The following is a 16,638-nucleotide window of genomic DNA, read 5'->3' on the forward strand; positions in this document are numbered from 1 at the left end:
ATAAATAGAGGAATCGCATGCCAACGTCAGATGCTAACCGTGGGTTATTATGTGCCACTTTTGCTTTTGCCGCTAATTTTTCAGTTTGGACTTTATATGCGGTGATTGTATTACCCTTATCATCTTTGTGGCAGTTAACAGTGACGGAGCTTGGTGCTTTACTGGCAGCTCCAATGTTAACTGGGGCGTTATCACGTATTCCCTTTGGTTCTTTAGTCGATCGCTACGCAGCTAAAAAGCTTTTTGTTATACAAATGCTAAGCTGTGTGCCCGCATTACTTTGCTTGTATATCGCAACAAATTATTACCAATTACTGTTTTTGGGCTTGTGGATTGGTGTAAGTGGAGCTTCCTTTACTATAGGTATTCGCTACGTGTGTGACTTCTTTCCACGTGGCCAACAAGGTATGGCAATGGGAGTATTTGGGGTTGGCAATGCAGGAGCTGCCATAACCTTAGTATTTGCACCTTGGATTATTGATAATTTTGGCTGGCACTGGGTGGGGCCTGTTTACGCGGTTGGGCTCGTTCTTGTTGCTCTCTTATTTGGGTTTTTTGCACCTTCCCAGCCAGTTCATGCCATGCAATCGGATACACAGCAGAGAACTTGGTATCAGTTATTGCATGATCCACAAATTTGGCGCTTGGGGCTTTATTATTATTTTGTTTTTGGCTCGTTCTTGGCACTGCTTTTATGGCTTCCATACTATTATATTCAGGCTTATCAATTATCAATAACACAAGCGATGGCTTTTACCTTGTTTTTCGTTGCAACCTCATCTGTTGTTCGCGCGTTAGGAGGATGGTTTGCTGACAAATATGGCGGTCGAAGTGTGAATTGGAGTGTATTTTGGGTGTGTTTGGTTTGTTTATTTTTTCTAAGTTATCCACCTACAACAATGACTATTCACGGTATTAAGCAAGATGTTTACGTGTCTTTTTCAATAAATGTGTGGGTGTTCACATTTCTTTTGTTTGTTATTGGCTTAGCACAGGGGTTTGGTCGGGCAAGCGTTTTTAAAATGATCCATGAGAATTATCCTAATGAGATGGGGCATGCTGGAGGTTTCGTTGCTGCAATCGGTGCCTTAGGTGGGTTCACGTTACCTTTATTATTTGGTGCTGTTGTGGATGTTTTTGGTTTTTACAGTGCCACGTTTATGTTGCTTTATGCGGTATTAGCTGTGTGTATGATGCTGATGTATTTTGCTATTAAGGCTGAAAAGTTTCGCCGCCGATTAAGTGAAGCTGCCCAATATAATTTTCTGGAAGATGAAAGCTTATGAGGAATCACGCTAATAAAGAACAGGTAAAAACAGAGTCCGTATTTTTTCAGCTTGCGTTTCGGCCTTTATTTTTCGCTGGTGGCCTATTTAGTTGTATTGCATTAGTTGTATGGGGGCTTGTTTTACATGGGAAGTTGTTATTTTCTCCTTATGGCGGCGTATTGTTTTGGCACAGCCATGAAATGTTATTTGGTTTTGTGTGCGCTGTTATTGTGGGGTTCTTATTAACTGCCGTGCAAAATTGGACTGGAGTTCGCTCTATTCATGGGAAAAAGTTATTACTGTTAACAAGTCTTTGGCTTTTGGCGCGAATTGCAATGGTATTGCCCTTTGTATCGAAGTGGTGTGTATTTGTGATTGATATGTCTTTTTTACCTTTGGCCGGTTATTGGTTAGCCCAACCAATTATACTCAAAGGGCAAATGCGTAATCTCTTTTTTGTGCCTATTCTTTTAATGCTTAGCGCAACCAATTTGTTGATGCACTTAGGTGTCGTTTTAGGTGTGTTTGAGCTGTATCAACATGGTTATATGTCTGCAATTTTATTAATAACATTACTAATGAGTGTACTCGGCGGGCGGGTTATTCCATTTTTCACTGCAAATGCAATACAGACTAAAAAGGTGGCGGGAAAACCTTGGTTAGAAATTGCAACACTAGGCAGTACATGGGGAATGTTCTTTTTATATTTTTGTGGTCTTGTTTATTACATTACAGATGAAGTCGTAGGCGTGTTGTTTGTTATTTGTGCTCTATTGCATTGTTTACGGGCTGCACGTTGGCATTTCTTTAAAACATTATCTATTCCTTTACTTTGGAGTTTGCATTTAGCGTATTGGTTTATCCCGTTAGGTATACTGTTAATGGGGGCTGCTTATTTATTTGAGATGTTATCAATTTCAACCGCTTTTCATGCTCTTACAGTTGGGGCTATGGGAAATATGATCTTAAGTATGATGTCGCGGGTGAGTTTAGGTCATACGGGTAGAAAATTAATTGTTAAACATGCCATTATTTTTGCATTTGGCGCCTTATTAGTTGCTGCATTGTTGCGTGTTTTTGGTGTGCTAATTGATGCTGAGTTAACTTTATACTTCATTTCACTTTCAGTGATCACTTGGTGTATTGCTTACGGTCTATTTTGCTTAGTTTATTTTCCAGTCTTAACTCAACCAAGAGTTGATGAGCAGAGTAAGTAATGACTTTTAGTCAGTTGAATTAACTCTTTATAGGTAGCGTTTCATACCTCTTTTATGATGATGTGTTTTTTGCCGACATTGATGTGGATCAAGTTTACTTTGTGACGTTATTACTAAGCTGCTCTTTCCCGTTTCAATTGAGTAAGGAAAACGATGAAGCAGCAATTACCTGTTTTATTAACGTGTGCTGGTATGTGCCACGAAGCTGAGTTAGCAGAAGATATTGCACAGAGTTTATATCAGCAAGGAAAGGTCGATAAAGTGTCCGTTGCAGCAATTACTGCAGGCTCGTTTATACATCAGCAAAAAGTAAAGGAAGCGTCCAGTATCGTGGTGTTTGATGGTTGCGCTGTTAATTGCGCGAAGTTAAGTTTAGAAAAGTTAGCGATTAATGATGTGTATCATTTCGATATCTCAAAACTCCTACAAAAAGTATCATCTGTTGGAGAAAAGCCATCACTGCTTGAATCCTTACAAGTTACACAAATGATTAACCACACGCTTTTCTCTGTGTTACCTAAACAATATTCATTAGGTAAAGGCAAAGGTGCATCTGAGGATATTATTGCTATTTTCCCATGTGCAGACCGTTAAAGTTAATTCGTTTACTTTAACGGTCTGCACATACGTTACACTGCGGGTTTTTATTAATTTTAAACGTTTGAAAAGCGAGTTGATGGGCATCATAAAGAAGCAGTGAAAGCGAGCTGGGTTCTATATTAAGTAAGCTTTTAATTGCTTCAGTTGCTTGCAATGAACCTATTGTTCCGACAACGGGTGAAAGTACGCCAGCTTCCATGCAGCTTAGTGAAGGCTCGTTGAAGAAGCTCGCCACACAGGCATAGCAAGGGTCATCGTCACGCATAGGAAAGTGAATAACCTGTCCTTCCATTCTAATCGCTGAACCTGAAATTAGCGGTATTTTCTTTGACCAGCATAATGTGTTTAGTAAAAGTCGGGTTTGAAGGTTATCGCTACAATCAATGACAACATTAACTGAATTTAAAGTGGACTTATCTGAGTGATCAAACTGCTTATTAAAAGTATTAATCTCTACTTGGCTATTTAATTTGGCTAATTGCTGTTTTGCGGTTTCTACTTTTGAATAACCTACGCTTAGTTCGGGGTAGAGTATTTGTCTCTGCAGGTTGGTTATATCAACGGTATCATGATCAAAAACAGTGATCTTACCTGTTCCAGCGGCGACTAAATACTGCAAAACGGCACATCCTAAACCACCCGCTCCAACAATTAGGGCATGGCTATTCATTAAGGTTTCCTGACCTTCTTCCTGAACTTCTGGCAGTAAAATATGGCGGCAGTAACGCATCGTATTCGAGCTATCAAGTTGCATGTCTTCATCCCTCTTCTCAACGGTAGTACAAGAGTACATTAAACAGGGGAGGAGCAGTTATACCTCTTTGTGGGTGGTCATGGTTATGGTGGGTAAGGTCATGAAATTATTGATTTAAATCAAAAGTTGCTAGAGGGGCAGATGTAAGCTAGTCGCAACTTAAATGCATAGCAAGGTAATGACATGAAAACACAATTATCAATTTTAGCATCGTTAGTAACAGTTGGTTTAAGTACGCAGGTAAACGCCGTTGAGAGTGATGGTATTCAGAGCATGTTAAAGAATGGCCAAGTGCAGGGGATGTTGCGTTATAGATACGAAAATGTTGAGCAAAATGGATTAGCTGAACGAGCTCATGCTTCAACATTATTAACGCGTATTAATTATAAAACAGCCACCTTAAAAGGGGTTTCAGCTCTGTTAGAGTTTGATAATGTCACGCAGCTAGGTAACGACAACTACAATAGCACTGTTAACGGAAAATTAGATCACCCTGTTGTTGCTGATCCAAAAGGAACCGAAGTAAATCAAGCAAGCCTACAATTTAAAAATGAACATTGGCAAATTACTGCTGGCAGACAACGTATTAACTTAGATGACCAGCGATTTGTTGGGGGAGTTGCTTGGCGTCAAAACGAGCAAACATTTGATGGGTATCGAGTTGTTTATGAGGCGACACCTTCAATAAAGTTTGATTATAGCTATATATATAATGTTAATCGTATTTTTGGTGAAGACAGTCCAAACAGCGATTTACATGGAAAGCTACATTTCGGTAATGCATCATTTCAAGTCAGACCAGAATTTAATATGAGTGTTTTTGCATATCTTTATGATTTCGATAATGCACTCACTCTTTCAACGCAAACAATTGGCCTGCGCGCTACGGGACAGTTTTCAGAGTCACTTTCTTACACCTTGAGTTATGCCATGCAGCAAGACTATGCTGACAACCCTCAGTCATTTGATGCAGACTACTTTTTAGCTGAGTTTAAAGGCAAGGTTAATCAGGTAGGTTGGAAGTTGGGTTATGAATTGCTGGGCTCTGATAATGGCATCAGTTTTACCACACCTTTGGCAACAGGGCATAAGTTTCAAGGTTTTGCAGATAAGTTCCTGAATACGCCTAATGTCGGTATTGCAGATCTTTATGTTGGGATTAATGGTGAATTAGCCAAAATCAAACTATCAGCGACGTATCACCGTTTTGAAAGTGACGAACAAAATACTGACTTTGGTGATGAGCTTGATGTAACAGCACTGTATCCCGTATCGAAGGACTGCAATCTAGTGTTTAAGTATGCGCACTACAATGCGGATGAGTTTGCAACAGATACTGATAAGTTATGGGTTATGTTAACTCATAAGTTCTAGCCTTTATTTTTAACTGACTACTGTACCCTGCAATTCAAAAGCCTCTTCGGAGGCTTTTTTTGATGATTAATAAAACCTATCTACTTTTATTCATTTTTTTGCGCTGTAGGTATAAAGCTCCTCCTAAATGGGTAGTGAGTATAGGAGGGTAAAGAGATCGCGCTTCAAGGCAGAAAAAATAAGGGAGTAGGTCTGTTTTTGTTCACCTTAAAGTAACTGTTATTCATTGATTTGCATCAATTCTTTTTAATCTTGCCAACCGAAAATGATGTCAGTAACCCTATCTTTGGAGAAGACAATGGCAAGTGAAAAATTTAATATTTTTTCTTTTCGCGGAAAAATGAAAGTATTACATCTAAGCTGGCTCGCATTTTTTATTACCTTTTTTGTTTGGTTTAATTTTGCCCCCTTATTGCAAGCGGTAAAAACAACATTAGGCCTAACAACTGAACAAATTAAAACCTTACTTATTTTGAATGTGGCGTTAACGATCCCAGCTCGGGTGATCATTGGCATGCTAACGGATAAATATGGTCCACGATTAGTTTATTCATGCTTGTTGGTTATCAGCTCGATACCTTGTTTTATGTTTGCTTTTGCAGATAGCTTTTTACAAGCTGCTATTGCACGCTTTCTACTTGGTTTTATTGGCGCTGGTTTTGTTATTGGCATTCGTATGGTGTCTGAATGGTTCCCACATCATGAATTAGGTACCGCAGAAGGCATTTATGGGGGATGGGGTAATTTTGGGTCAGCGGCTGCGGCTTTTTCACTCCCTACCCTTGCATTAATTTTTGGTGGTGATGATGGCTGGCGTTATGCAATAGGTGTGACGGGGCTTCTTAGCCTTATATTTGGATTTATTTATTATGCTAACGTAACTAATACACCTAAAGGCTCAACCTACTTTAGGCCAAAAAACTTGGGGGCAATGGAAGTCACATCAAAAGGTGATTTTTTTCTACTTTTAATCATGAAAATTCCCATGTATGCAGCACTGGCTTTGTTAACTTGGAAGCTCTCACCGAGCGGTGTCGGTATGCTAGATGCAAACATTGTTAACTTTATTTATGGTGCATTGGTTTTACTCTATTTATTTGAAGTTAAAAAAGTATGGACAGTGAATAAAAACGTATTCGAGCAAGAAGTGCCAGAACTACATCGTTATAGTTTTAAACAAGTGGCCGTGTTAGATATTCTTTACTTTACTAATTTTGGTTCAGAATTAGCGGTTGTTTCAATGTTGCCACTCTTCTTTGCTGATACTTTTTCGCTGGATCCTGTTATGGCAGGGATGGTTGCTGGTGCCTACGCATTTATGAACTTAATGTCTCGCCCTGCGGGTGGTTTTATTTCTGATAAATTTGGTCGAAGAACAACATTGTTGATCTTAACTGCGGGTCTTGCTGCTGGTTATTTCCTAATGGGGATGGTTAATGCACAGTGGCCGTTATGGCTTGCTGTTGTTACAGCTATGGCATGCTCGTTCTTTGTTCAGTCGGGTGAAGGAGCTGTATTTGCTGTTGTTCCCTTAATAAAACGTCGCTTAACGGGACAAATAGCGGGTATGACAGGAGCGTATGGTAATGTAGGAGCCGTAACGTTTTTAACCGTTTTATCATTAGTCGATTACGCAACCTTTTTCTATGTCATTGCAGGGACTGCTATGATTGGTTTTGTCACTTTGTTCTTTATGGATGAACCGAGAGGGCAAATAGCTGAAGTAAGAGAAGATGGCACCGTTGAATTAATTGATGTCTCACATAAATAAACATTAATCCATTTAAAAGCCAGCATAACATTGTGCTGGCTTTTCTCGTTTATATAGTGTGGTTTTAGCCCTTAGGTCTAAAAACCTGAATGACAGAGTCATCACATTCCAAATAAGGCCCCTCAAGTAAATCAATACAATAGGGAATAGCTGGGAAAACGGCATCAAGGCATTGACGAATTGCTTTTGGCTTACCCGGTAAATTGATAATCAACGAACTGTCTCTGATCCCTGCTGTTTGTCGAGAGAGTATTGCCGTTGGCACGTATTTTAAGCTTTCTAGGCGCATTAACTCACCAAAACCAGGCATCATTTTGTCGCATACAGCTTCTGTCGCTTCTGGGGTCACATCACGTTTTGCCGGACCTGTTCCACCTGTTGTAATGATCAGAGCGCATTTTTCGTTATCTGCAAGATTACATAATGCATTTTCTATTAAAGGTTGCTCGTCTTCTACAAGTTGATAGCAAGCTTGCCACGGCGAGCTTAGATAGCTATTTAATGCTTCAACAATACTTGGCCCTGATAAATCATCATATTGCCCGCGGCTAGCGCGATCACTCACGGTTAAAATACCAATTTTTGTTGTCATATCTGTCTCACTGTTCATTTATTTATGGGCACTTTAACAAAGCCATAGCTAAAGATAACTCCTCCTTAGTAGGTAGTTCTTGAACGACTTAAACCAAGGCTTAGTAATAAATTATAACTACCTATTTTGTGCGTAAATTGACCGTGTGATTTATTGATTTAGATCAATAAACGAATTGGCATTAAATACATTAAATACTATATATTGATTTTAATTTAATTTTTAACACAATATATGGTGTTTTATGTTTAAGGTGCTAGAGCCGCAGATTTGTTTTCAAGAAGTGCCTAATGAGGTGGCTCTTGGTTTTATCTGTACGGGCTGTCCTCTTAAATGCCGTGGTTGCCACAGTGTTGATACATGGGATCCAAAACAAGGAGAAGACTTAACTAAGGCACATTTTGAGGCTTGGATAGCACGCTATAGACGATTAATAACATGCATTGTTTTCTTCGGTGGTGAGTGGCAAGAGCGTTGTTTAATTAGTTACTTAAAAATAGCTAAACAACAGGGGCTAGCAACCTGCTTATATACGGGGCTAGACGACGTATCTCATAGCTTGAAAGTCGAGCTTACTTACTTAAAAACAGGCCCTTATATTCCCGAGTATGGTGGGCTTGCTAGTCGTACTACTAACCAAAAGTACATTGAAGTTGCTAGCGGAAGATTACTTAACTCATTATTTTTAAAAGGATAACAAGATGTCTTTACTCACATTAGAACAGTTAAAAGAAAAAATACATTTCATACGAAACTATACGCAGGCAACAAATGCTGCTGATGGCTCTACAGTGGATGCAAACGCCAATGTGACATTAAAGAATGTAGCAACACTGGAGTCTGAAATTATGAAAGACTACTTTATTCAAGTTAATCGCTCACAAGTTGCTGGCAAAATAAAAGAGCTGTATGGCGAACAGTTGAGCCAAGAGTACATTAGGCAAATAGAAAACCATGAAATCTATGTTCATGACGAAACCAGCTTAAAGCCATATTGCACATCAATTACTATGTATCCTTTTTTGCTGGATGGCTTAACTAAATTAGGTGGAGAGTCAAAAGCTCCCAAGCATTTAGAATCATTCTGCGGTAGCTTTGTTAATTTGGTTTTTGCTATTAGTGCACAATTTGCAGGGGCAGTTGCCACGGTCGAGTTCTTAATGTATTTCGATTATTTTGCCCGAAAGGATTATGGCGATAATTATTTAACGACTCATCCACACGCTATTAAAAATCATCTTCAACATGTGGTTTATGCACTAAATCAACCTGCTGCAGCAAGAGGTTATCAAAGTGTGTTTTGGAACATCTCTTTGTACGATGCTGAGTACTTTAATGCAATGTTTGGTCACTTTGTCTTTCCAGATGCAACGCCTGCTAACTGGCCGACCGTAAAAGGCTTACAACAGTTCTTTTTGGACTGGTTTAATGATGAGCGCAGTAAAGCTATTTTAACATTTCCCGTTGTTACAGCTGCTATGCTTGTCGAAAATGAAGCACCTAAAGATAAAGAGTTTGCGTTAATGTGTGCAAAAAATCTGAGTGAAGGTGGGTCGTTCTTTATATATCAATCTGAAAACCCTGACTCTTTAGCATCTTGCTGCAGACTTAGAAATGAAATTAATGATCACAGTTTTTCATATAGCCTTGGAGCGGGCGGGGTTGCTACAGGATCAATCAATGTCATCACTTTAAATATGAATCGTTTAGTTCAGGATAATCGTGACTTACAAGTAGAAGTCGAGAAAATTCATAAGTATCAAATAGCTTATAGAACTTTAATGGAAGAGTATTTTCAAGCAGGGATGCTGCCAGTTTATGATGCAGGATTTATCTCGTTCAAAAAACAGTTTTTAACAGTGGGCATTAATGGCTTAGTTGAAGCAGCTCAATATTTAGGATTACAAATAAATACAGGCGATGAATATAAAAGCTGGGTTAAGGAGCAACTTAAAATTATTTATCAAGCTAATCGAGCTGCAACAAAGGAAACCGGATACTTATTTAATACAGAGTTTGTTCCTGCTGAGAACTTAGGTGTTAAAAATGCGAAGTGGGATTTAAAAGAGGGTTATGAAGTTCCACGTGATTGTTATAACAGCTATTTTTATATTGTAGAAGATGAAACGATTAATCATCTCGATAAGTTTATTCTACATGGTAGTGAAATGGTGGAGTATCTGGATGGTGGCTCAGCGCTGCATTTAAACTTAGATGAACACTTAGATGTGCATCAATACTTAAAGTTATTGAATATTGCCGCTAAAACGGGGTGTAATTATTTTTGCATAAACGTACGCATCACAATCTGTAATGACTGTGAACACATAGATAAGCGATCGAATCAACGTTGTTCAAACTGTGGATCAACAAATATTGATTATGGGACACGAGTGATTGGTTATTTAAAAAGAGTATCGGCCTTTAGCCAAGGACGCCGTAAGGAGCATACTTTAAGGCATTACCATCTAACTGAAAATAACGTCGCAAACAGAAAGTCGGCATAAATTAAAAGCGCTTCAGTTGAAGCGCTTATTGCTGAGGTGCTTCATTGTTCGATAAATAAAATATTGTTTTCTAAGTGTATATGTTCTTTTAAGTCACAATAAAGTTGCTCTACACCAACATACAACGCTTGCCACGAGCTACATACCCCATCTGGCGGTGTGAACTGATGTGTAATATCAGCGAGTTTCTCTAATGCTTTAGCGTGCTCTAAATGCTCAGCCTCCATAACTGAAATAGGTCCCGCAGGATAAAAGCCATTCATAAGCAGTGGGAATAGAATTTCTTCTTCTTTCATCATATGTTCTTGAAGCTCAAATTCCATCGAAACAAGGTGTGATTCCAACTCTTTTGGAAGTTCTGGGTGATCAGGATGGTTGAGCGTAATCTTCTTTATGAGCTGAATTAACTCAGGAAACTGTTGCCTATGTTTTTCGTGAAAATTGTCAATAATGTGCGTAATAAGTGAAGCTGTAGGTTGAGCTCCCCACATTAAATGATTAGCTAACTCTTTTTGCAGATCTAATGCATCAAGCTGTGATAAAAATGAGTCATGGTCAATGTTGATATTCTTTAAAGTCTGCCTTAGAGTTTGTTGCCCGTTAAAGCAATAATCTAGCTTATTTTCATTAAATAAACGCGTGGCACCAGGAATAGTCGCTGCAAGTTCACCAATTGGTTTGTCTAAAAGTGACATAGTTAAAAGCCTTGAACCGTAAAATGGGTGCTTCTAATCTAAATAAGCAAACTTTGAAATGAAATTACCCTAAATGGATAGAAGTAGATAAGAAAGTGAGTATTTGGTAATCGTTTTTGAGGTGACTATCAAATACTCGCGACTGTAAGCTTTATAAATTTAAAAGAAAGTTGCCGGTGAGCTAACCCCAGAAGCAGCCATATTGGTCACTCATTACAACCTTTATAACTGACTCTATGTTTTTAGCTACTGGGGTAGGGTCGTAGCCGTGCCATTTTAGGTCGCGCTTCATCCAAAAAATTTTCCATTGCTTCTGAATCTTCACCCACGTCAACTTGGCATTATCAGTGTCCATATATTGAGTTTTGTCGCGCCAGTTTTGGCGACGTTCATAGATATACACCGACTGATTGTCGATGCGAAAACCAATGTCAAATTCATTACGAACATGCACAGGTGGGCGGTGTTTCTCGAGTGCTTCGCCGACCACTTTCTCAATGTGTTTAATTTCAAATTCACTGATTGCCATTGTTATGTACCTTTTTTATTCCAACTACCCTAAATATAAGGTAGTTGGTTTTTTAGTTCTGTGTCTAAGACAAAAATTAAGTATCACCATAATAAGTGCCTACTTCCAAGGCTTTACTATTTAACTTTTTAGTTCGTGTTTTTTCTTTTTTTTTATTTCTCGCCCAGCATGATCTTCTCGAAATTAGTAATAGGGTCTTAACCGTGTGCGGTTAGTAAGGTGCACAAGGGCTCGTTAATGTAGTAATTTGCACGGCCAACTTTTTGTTTGGTCAAAAAGCCATGATCTACCAACTGTTCTAAATACTTGGTGGCGGTAATACGGGTTACACCGAGTTCTTCAACAATAAAGTCTATTTTGGTGTAAGGGTGGTTAAATAAGTTGTTGAGTAAGTCTTGGCTGTAAATTTTAGGAAGCTGCTCTCTAATACCGTGTTTTACTTCTGCCATAAGGGTTTTCATGGCGGTGATAAGTGAAATAGTGTTTTGTGCAGTATCAATGACACCATCAAGCATAAACTCTAACCAAGGCTCCCAATTGCCAGTGTCGCGCACGGCTTGTAAGTTAGCGTAGTAATCAGCCTTGTTCTGAATTACAAATCGGCTTAAGTAAAGCACGGGTAAGTTCAGTAAATCTTTGGTGACTAAATATAAAATATTTAAAATACGCCCCGTACGGCCGTTGCCATCGTAAAACGGGTGAATGCTCTCAAACTGGTGATGAATAATGGCCATTTTCACCAATGGGTCGGCATCGCATAGTTCATCGTTATTGATAAACTGCACAAGGTTATCCATAAGCTTTGTAATTTCATCGGCGTGTTGTGGTGGTGTGTAAACCACTTCACCTGTACGTGCGTTTTTTAGGTCAGTACCTGGGAGCTTTCGTAGACCTGCATCGTTATGTTCTAGATTTTTTTGTATTGCGAGTATGTCATCAAGATGAATAAGTTTGCTTTTTCGCGCGGTTTTAAACCCTTGCTTTAAAGCGACGGCATAATCTTGTACTTCTTTTGTAGCGGGGTTAGTTACCGCTTCTTCAAAAAGGTTTGCTCTATAGAGTTCATCGTGTGTAGTTACGATGTGAGCTGTTTTTTGCTTCTTGTAAAGAGAGCGTATTAATCAATATAGCTTTGTTAGGTATGCTAGCTGCGATGCCTTTCAATTTAGCTAGATGTCGATGGGCGGTGGCAGTTTTTTTAAAACAGCACGGGTTTCCCACTGCTCAATATTTACAAGCGGTAAAAGCTTAATATTAGTAGACATAGATAATTTTTATCCTTTTTTATACACGCCAGTGTTGTTATGTATAAATTTTTCATAAAATTATACATAACCTACATAACCTACATAACCTACATAACCTACATAACATGTATAGTAATTCCATTTATTTATATACGTTATCTTATGCATAGCTTCCTAAACCTCTCGTTGAATAAAACAATGTCATTGTAAATTTGTTTTTACTGGCTTTAGTTTCTACTTCGGCTTTTGAGCTTTTAGTACATCTGATAATGCGATGAATCGACGACGATTACTTAGTAGAAAGCGAAGTTTTCAAGTACCTTCTTTTCCTTAACGTTCATATACCCATATTTTAAAGCTTAATAAGATGGTTTTGGTGAGCACTCAGGTCTCAACTTGAATCGATAAAAATGGGTAACTGTTAAAGTTAAATAAAAACGGGTACTGTGCCTGTAGGTTTACTTGAACCAAAAGATGAAAATTGGAAGGCTTTATAATGACTGTATATCAAATTAAAAACGAAGCTTACACATATGACGTAATCGACTTTGATATTGTTGAGCTCTCAAAAATAATCTCAAAAAGTAACGACCTTGAGCCAGATACTGTATTAAAAATGTTTATGTCAGCATCATTAAATAATATAGAGTTTAGTCACCTATGGCCCGAAGGGTTAAATTTTGACTATTTTGGCCAAGCTAAAAAGCAAGATTATGACATATCACGGTTAGGTAAATTTTTAATAATGAAGATGCCAGTATATGAATTATTAAAAGAGCAGTTAGTAAGTTTTGGAGAGTTTTTGCCTGTTAAAGCTGAAGGCAACAGTATGATGCTGTTTAATTTGCTTACCTTCGGACAAGAGCAAAAAGACATGTGTTTAACCAAATACGAAGATGGGTTTGAAGATGGCTTAGAGTTACTTAACTTTGAGCAAGACGATATACAAAATAAACTGTTATTTAAGTCTAGGCTTGAAGGCGCTCAAAAAGTCTATTGTACTGATGAGTTTAAAAATATTATCCAAAGCAACAGTCTTAAAGGTTTAGTGTTTGACGAAGACTTATTAGACCCATTTATTTAGTATCACTCAATTTAAAGGCTAAGGCCTGACAAGAAAGTTTCAGTCATGTTTTTAAAAGTTCGTAGACTAATATCGACTTTTTCGAGTATTAGAAAATCAATTCTAAACTTTTCGAATAAAGCTACTAGAATATGGATTAGCAAAGTGAAAATTGCTGACTCGCCAAATGACTTGTATTTCGATTTTTGAAATTGAAGGGAACTGACGTTTAATAAAGGTTCTAGAAGATTTGGAGTTGCCGTCACGCCCCTATTTGATAGTTATATGACGGCAAATGAAGATTTATAACCTTATGTAAAGGTTGATAATTTTCTATTCTATATTTTGGATCTGCTCGCGCATTTGCTCGATTAACACTTTTAGCTCTACCGCAGCGTTAGTGATGTCACTGTTGATAGATTTTGATGCTAACGTGTTTGCTTCACGGTTAAACTCTTGCATCATAAAATCTAAGCGTCGGCCACACGCGCCACCCTTAGTTAAGATTTTTTTGGTTTCTTTAACGTGAGATTTCAAGCGGTCGAGTTCTTCGGCTACATCTTGTTTTTGTGCTAGGTAAATTAGCTCTTGTTCAAGGCGAGACTCGTCGATGTCGGTTTTTAGCTCTTCTAGCTTTTGGTTTAATTTTTCGCGCTGCCATTTAGCGATTTCTGGTAAGTGGCTTTCCACAATGGCTACTTGTTCTAAAATTGCATCAAGGCGAGTAGCTATCATTTCTTGCAAGTTTGCGCCTTCATCGCCGCGAGCTTGTTTGAAATCTTCAATTACATCATCGAACCCGGCAATTAAATCTTTATTTACGCTATCCATGTCGAGCTCTTCGGCTTCCATAACACCTGGCCAACGTAAAATATCAACAGGGTTGATGTCACCATTGCTTTGTTGCTGCACCCATTGTGCGCTTTTTATTAGCTGCTCAGCGAGTGATTCATTAATACTAAGCTCACCAACATGGGCAGGGTTTGCTGCAAATTTTAAGAAAACTTCAACTTTACCGCGTTGTAAGTGTTTGCGTAAACGCTCACGAATAACAGGCTCCATGCCACGGAATTGCTCAGGTGCGCGGATAAAAGTTTCAAGGTAACGTTGGTTTACTGAACGAATTTCCCAAGTGCCAGTGCCCCATTCGCCTTTAATTTCGCGGCGCGCATAAGCTGTCATGCTGTGGATCATGGATGATTTCCTAGTGTTATTTGTTTACAAAGTTGACTGATTATACCGCATCAGTTTTTAACCTCTAGCGTAAATTTTCTGAAATGTACTTTTCTGTTGTAGTTAATAGTGTAAATCAACATGGCATCTGTCCGTATATATACTTATAATGTGGCAAATTCTGAATTAAGGGGATCGTTAATGCGTCCAAGCGAAAGAACACCTAACCAAATTAGACCAGTTACATTTACACGCAATTACACTATGCATGCTGAAGGCTCAGTGTTAGTAGAGTTTGGAAATACTAAAGTTTTGTGTACAGCGACTGTTGAAGCTGGTGTACCGCGCTTTATGAAAGGCCAAGGTAAAGGTTGGGTTACGGCTGAGTACGGTATGTTACCTCGTTCAACACATACTCGTAATGGTCGTGAAGCGTCGCGCGGTAAGCAGGGCGGTCGTACTATGGAAATTCAACGTTTAATCGCACGTGCACTTCGTGCCGCGGTTGACTTAAAAGCGTTAGGCGAAAACACTATTACTATCGATTGTGATGTTATTCAAGCAGATGGCGGTACGCGTACAGCATCAATCAGTGGCGCGTGCGTTGCATTAGTTGATGCGCTTACTTACATGCGTAGTAAAGGTATGATCAATTCAAACCCACTTAAGCATATGATTGCGGCAATCTCAGTAGGTGTATATAAAGGTCAACCAATTAGTGACCTTGAGTACCTGGAAGACTCTGAAGCCGAAACCGATATGAACGTGATCTTGACTGAAACAGGCAAAATCATCGAAATTCAAGGTACAGCTGAAGGCGAGCCTTTCTCATTCGATGAACTAGATGAGTTACTTACACTAGCTAAGCACTCAATCCGTGAGATTATCGACATTCAAAAGCAAGCATTAGCATAATAAAGAAGTAGGTTGATTCGTTATGAAAGATTATCAAAAAGAGTTTATTGAATTTGCACTCGAAAAGCAGGTGCTTAAGTTTGGTGAGTTTACTTTAAAGTCTGGCCGCACTAGCCCTTACTTCTTTAACGCTGGTTTATTTAATACAGGTCGTGACCTAGCGCGTTTAGGTCGCTTTTATGCGGCAGCACTTGAAGATGCAGATATTGATTACGATGTATTATTTGGCCCTGCTTATAAAGGTATTCCGATTGCAACGACGACAGCCGTTGCGTTAGCTGATCATCACGACAAAGATGTACCTTACTGTTTTAACCGTAAAGAGAAAAAAGCACACGGTGAAGGCGGTACATTAGTAGGTTCTGAACTTAAAGGTAAGATCATGTTAGTTGATGACGTGATCACTGCGGGTACAGCTATTCGTGAGTCAATGGAAATCATTGCTGATAATGGTGCAGATTTAAGTGGTGTTTTAATTGCACTTGACCGCCAAGAGAAAGGTAAAGCTGAGTTATCTGCTATACAAGAAGTCGAGCGCGACTTTGGTACTAAAGTTATCTCTATTGTAAAACTAGCTGACTTAATTAGTTACCTAGAAGCGAAAGGCACAATGGATGAGCATTTAGCCGCAGTAAAAGCATACCGTGATCAATACGGCATTGCTTAACATTTAAAAACGCGAACTTTTTTAAAAGCCTAGCAGTATTGCTGGGCTTTTTTGCTTTTATAGTTTTGTGCTTTTATAGCCTTAAATACGACTGAAAAGTAACTGAAGCGTTAATAAAGTTTCGCTTTTGTGGTGTTTAGATTAAAAAGGATTCAAAAGGCAGTTTTTTTAAAGTTTTCTTGAAAAAGTGCTTGCGTTAATTCGCTGCATCCCTATAATGCGACCCCACTGAGACGGCAGACAGCAACGCTTAGCGAGGCAAGAGC

Annotated in this window: 17 protein-coding genes; 10 read left to right on the plus strand and 7 right to left on the minus strand. The window is 38.8% G+C overall.

Annotation, left to right across the window (positions count from 1 at the left end):
* The first annotated feature begins 17 nt into the window (after positions 1-17).
* The 3 genes from PAARA_RS02075 to PAARA_RS02085 all read left to right on the plus strand — a co-directional run bounded on the left by PAARA_RS02075 (position 18) and on the right by PAARA_RS02085 (position 3,079).
* The gene (locus PAARA_RS02075; RefSeq protein WP_062567416.1) at positions 18-1,286 is read left to right on the plus strand and encodes an MFS transporter; all 1,269 of its coding nucleotides are present in this window, start codon (positions 18-20) and stop codon (positions 1,284-1,286) included.
* On the plus strand, positions 1,283-2,485 hold the full coding sequence (locus tag PAARA_RS02080) for an NnrS family protein (protein ID WP_062567417.1): 1,203 nt from the start codon (positions 1,283-1,285) through the stop codon (positions 2,483-2,485). The genes PAARA_RS02075 and PAARA_RS02080 overlap by 4 nt, the downstream gene beginning before the upstream one ends.
* A gap of 153 nt (positions 2,486-2,638) precedes the next feature.
* On the plus strand, positions 2,639-3,079 hold the full coding sequence (locus tag PAARA_RS02085; protein ID WP_062567418.1) for a putative zinc-binding protein: 441 nt from the start codon (positions 2,639-2,641) through the stop codon (positions 3,077-3,079).
* Between the two features lie 16 nt (positions 3,080-3,095).
* Here the strand turns inward: PAARA_RS02085 and PAARA_RS02090 are convergent, their stop codons facing one another.
* Positions 3,096-3,839 carry a HesA/MoeB/ThiF family protein gene (locus PAARA_RS02090; RefSeq protein WP_062567419.1) on the minus strand — a complete coding sequence of 248 codons (744 nt, stop codon included), beginning with the start codon at positions 3,837-3,839 and terminating at the stop codon, positions 3,096-3,098.
* Positions 3,840-4,022: 183 nt separating this feature from the next.
* Here PAARA_RS02090 and PAARA_RS02095 point away from each other — a divergent pair, with 183 nt between their 5' ends.
* Positions 4,023-5,213: an alginate export family protein gene (locus PAARA_RS02095; RefSeq protein WP_062567420.1), complete on the plus strand. Its 1,191-nt coding sequence runs from the start codon at positions 4,023-4,025 to the stop codon at positions 5,211-5,213.
* 298 nt (positions 5,214-5,511) lie between these two features.
* Positions 5,512-6,984 carry a NarK family nitrate/nitrite MFS transporter gene (locus PAARA_RS02100; RefSeq protein WP_062567421.1) on the plus strand — a complete coding sequence of 491 codons (1,473 nt, stop codon included), beginning with the start codon at positions 5,512-5,514 and terminating at the stop codon, positions 6,982-6,984.
* 64 nt (positions 6,985-7,048) lie between these two features.
* Here the strand turns inward: PAARA_RS02100 and mog are convergent, their stop codons facing one another.
* Positions 7,049-7,576: a molybdopterin adenylyltransferase gene (mog, locus tag PAARA_RS02105; RefSeq protein ID WP_062567444.1), complete on the minus strand. Its 528-nt coding sequence runs from the start codon at positions 7,574-7,576 to the stop codon at positions 7,049-7,051.
* A gap of 244 nt (positions 7,577-7,820) precedes the next feature.
* On the opposite strand from mog, the gene nrdG reads away from it, so the two are divergent.
* Together nrdG and nrdD are read left to right on the plus strand one after the other, a co-directional pair.
* Complete coding sequence (gene nrdG / locus PAARA_RS02110; RefSeq protein WP_062567422.1) at positions 7,821-8,273, plus strand: anaerobic ribonucleoside-triphosphate reductase activating protein; 453 nt, start codon at positions 7,821-7,823, stop codon at positions 8,271-8,273.
* A 4-nt stretch (positions 8,274-8,277) separates the two neighbouring features.
* Positions 8,278-10,083 carry an anaerobic ribonucleoside-triphosphate reductase gene (gene nrdD, locus PAARA_RS02115; RefSeq protein WP_062567423.1) on the plus strand — a complete coding sequence of 602 codons (1,806 nt, stop codon included), beginning with the start codon at positions 8,278-8,280 and terminating at the stop codon, positions 10,081-10,083.
* A 41-nt stretch (positions 10,084-10,124) separates the two neighbouring features.
* Here the strand turns inward: nrdD and PAARA_RS02120 are convergent, their stop codons facing one another.
* The 4 genes from PAARA_RS02120 to PAARA_RS20695 form a co-directional block, all read right to left on the minus strand.
* Positions 10,125-10,778 carry a DUF542 domain-containing protein gene (locus tag PAARA_RS02120; RefSeq protein ID WP_062567424.1) on the minus strand — a complete coding sequence of 218 codons (654 nt, stop codon included), beginning with the start codon at positions 10,776-10,778 and terminating at the stop codon, positions 10,125-10,127.
* 181 nt (positions 10,779-10,959) lie between these two features.
* Positions 10,960-11,307, minus strand: coding sequence for a DUF3024 domain-containing protein (locus PAARA_RS02125; protein WP_062567425.1), 348 nt, complete (start codon positions 11,305-11,307; stop codon positions 10,960-10,962).
* A gap of 197 nt (positions 11,308-11,504) precedes the next feature.
* Complete coding sequence (locus PAARA_RS02130; protein WP_338053555.1) at positions 11,505-12,389, minus strand: Fic family protein; 885 nt, start codon at positions 12,387-12,389, stop codon at positions 11,505-11,507.
* Positions 12,370-12,471, minus strand: a complete 102-nt coding sequence (locus PAARA_RS20695; protein ID WP_245219863.1) for a Fic/DOC family N-terminal domain-containing protein — start codon at positions 12,469-12,471, stop codon at positions 12,370-12,372. The genes PAARA_RS02130 and PAARA_RS20695 overlap by 20 nt, the downstream gene beginning before the upstream one ends.
* Positions 12,472-13,050: 579 nt before the next feature.
* On the opposite strand from PAARA_RS20695, the gene PAARA_RS02135 reads away from it, so the two are divergent.
* A complete protein-coding gene (locus tag PAARA_RS02135) occupies positions 13,051-13,638 on the plus strand; it encodes a hypothetical protein (RefSeq protein ID WP_062567426.1) in 588 nt (195 codons plus the stop codon).
* A gap of 312 nt (positions 13,639-13,950) precedes the next feature.
* Here PAARA_RS02135 and PAARA_RS02145 read toward each other — a convergent pair whose 3' ends face one another.
* Complete coding sequence (locus PAARA_RS02145) at positions 13,951-14,811, minus strand: YicC/YloC family endoribonuclease (protein ID WP_062567428.1); 861 nt, start codon at positions 14,809-14,811, stop codon at positions 13,951-13,953.
* A 180-nt stretch (positions 14,812-14,991) separates the two neighbouring features.
* Between PAARA_RS02145 and rph the strand changes: the two genes are divergently transcribed.
* Together rph and pyrE are read left to right on the plus strand one after the other, a co-directional pair.
* Positions 14,992-15,705: a ribonuclease PH gene (rph, locus tag PAARA_RS02150; protein WP_062567429.1), complete on the plus strand. Its 714-nt coding sequence runs from the start codon at positions 14,992-14,994 to the stop codon at positions 15,703-15,705.
* 22 nt (positions 15,706-15,727) lie between these two features.
* A complete protein-coding gene (pyrE, locus tag PAARA_RS02155; RefSeq protein ID WP_062567430.1) occupies positions 15,728-16,372 on the plus strand; it encodes an orotate phosphoribosyltransferase in 645 nt (214 codons plus the stop codon).
* The last annotated feature ends 266 nt before the right edge of the window (positions 16,373-16,638 follow it).

Source organism: Pseudoalteromonas arabiensis (assembly GCF_001550155.1).
Lineage (GTDB): Bacteria > Pseudomonadota > Gammaproteobacteria > Enterobacterales > Alteromonadaceae > Pseudoalteromonas > Pseudoalteromonas arabiensis.

Bases quoted from the DNA above. Each gene is read 5' to 3' on its own strand.
- PAARA_RS02075 (WP_062567416.1), top strand. From the start codon at position 18: ATGCCAACGTCAGATGCTAACCGTGGGTTATTATGTGCCACTTTTGCT.
- PAARA_RS02080 (WP_062567417.1), top strand. From the start codon at position 1,283: ATGAGGAATCACGCTAATAAAGAACAGGTAAAAACAGAGTCCGTATTT.
- PAARA_RS02085 (WP_062567418.1), top strand. From the start codon at position 2,639: ATGAAGCAGCAATTACCTGTTTTATTAACGTGTGCTGGTATGTGCCAC.
- PAARA_RS02090 (WP_062567419.1), bottom strand. From the start codon at position 3,839: ATGCAACTTGATAGCTCGAATACGATGCGTTACTGCCGCCATATTTTA.
- PAARA_RS02095 (WP_062567420.1), top strand. From the start codon at position 4,023: ATGAAAACACAATTATCAATTTTAGCATCGTTAGTAACAGTTGGTTTA.
- PAARA_RS02100 (WP_062567421.1), top strand. From the start codon at position 5,512: ATGGCAAGTGAAAAATTTAATATTTTTTCTTTTCGCGGAAAAATGAAA.
- mog (WP_062567444.1), bottom strand. From the start codon at position 7,576: ATGACAACAAAAATTGGTATTTTAACCGTGAGTGATCGCGCTAGCCGC.
- nrdG (WP_062567422.1), top strand. From the start codon at position 7,821: ATGTTTAAGGTGCTAGAGCCGCAGATTTGTTTTCAAGAAGTGCCTAAT.
- nrdD (WP_062567423.1), top strand. From the start codon at position 8,278: ATGTCTTTACTCACATTAGAACAGTTAAAAGAAAAAATACATTTCATA.
- PAARA_RS02120 (WP_062567424.1), bottom strand. From the start codon at position 10,778: ATGTCACTTTTAGACAAACCAATTGGTGAACTTGCAGCGACTATTCCT.
- PAARA_RS02125 (WP_062567425.1), bottom strand. From the start codon at position 11,307: ATGGCAATCAGTGAATTTGAAATTAAACACATTGAGAAAGTGGTCGGC.
- PAARA_RS02135 (WP_062567426.1), top strand. From the start codon at position 13,051: ATGACTGTATATCAAATTAAAAACGAAGCTTACACATATGACGTAATC.
- PAARA_RS02145 (WP_062567428.1), bottom strand. From the start codon at position 14,811: ATGATCCACAGCATGACAGCTTATGCGCGCCGCGAAATTAAAGGCGAA.
- rph (WP_062567429.1), top strand. From the start codon at position 14,992: ATGCGTCCAAGCGAAAGAACACCTAACCAAATTAGACCAGTTACATTT.
- pyrE (WP_062567430.1), top strand. From the start codon at position 15,728: ATGAAAGATTATCAAAAAGAGTTTATTGAATTTGCACTCGAAAAGCAG.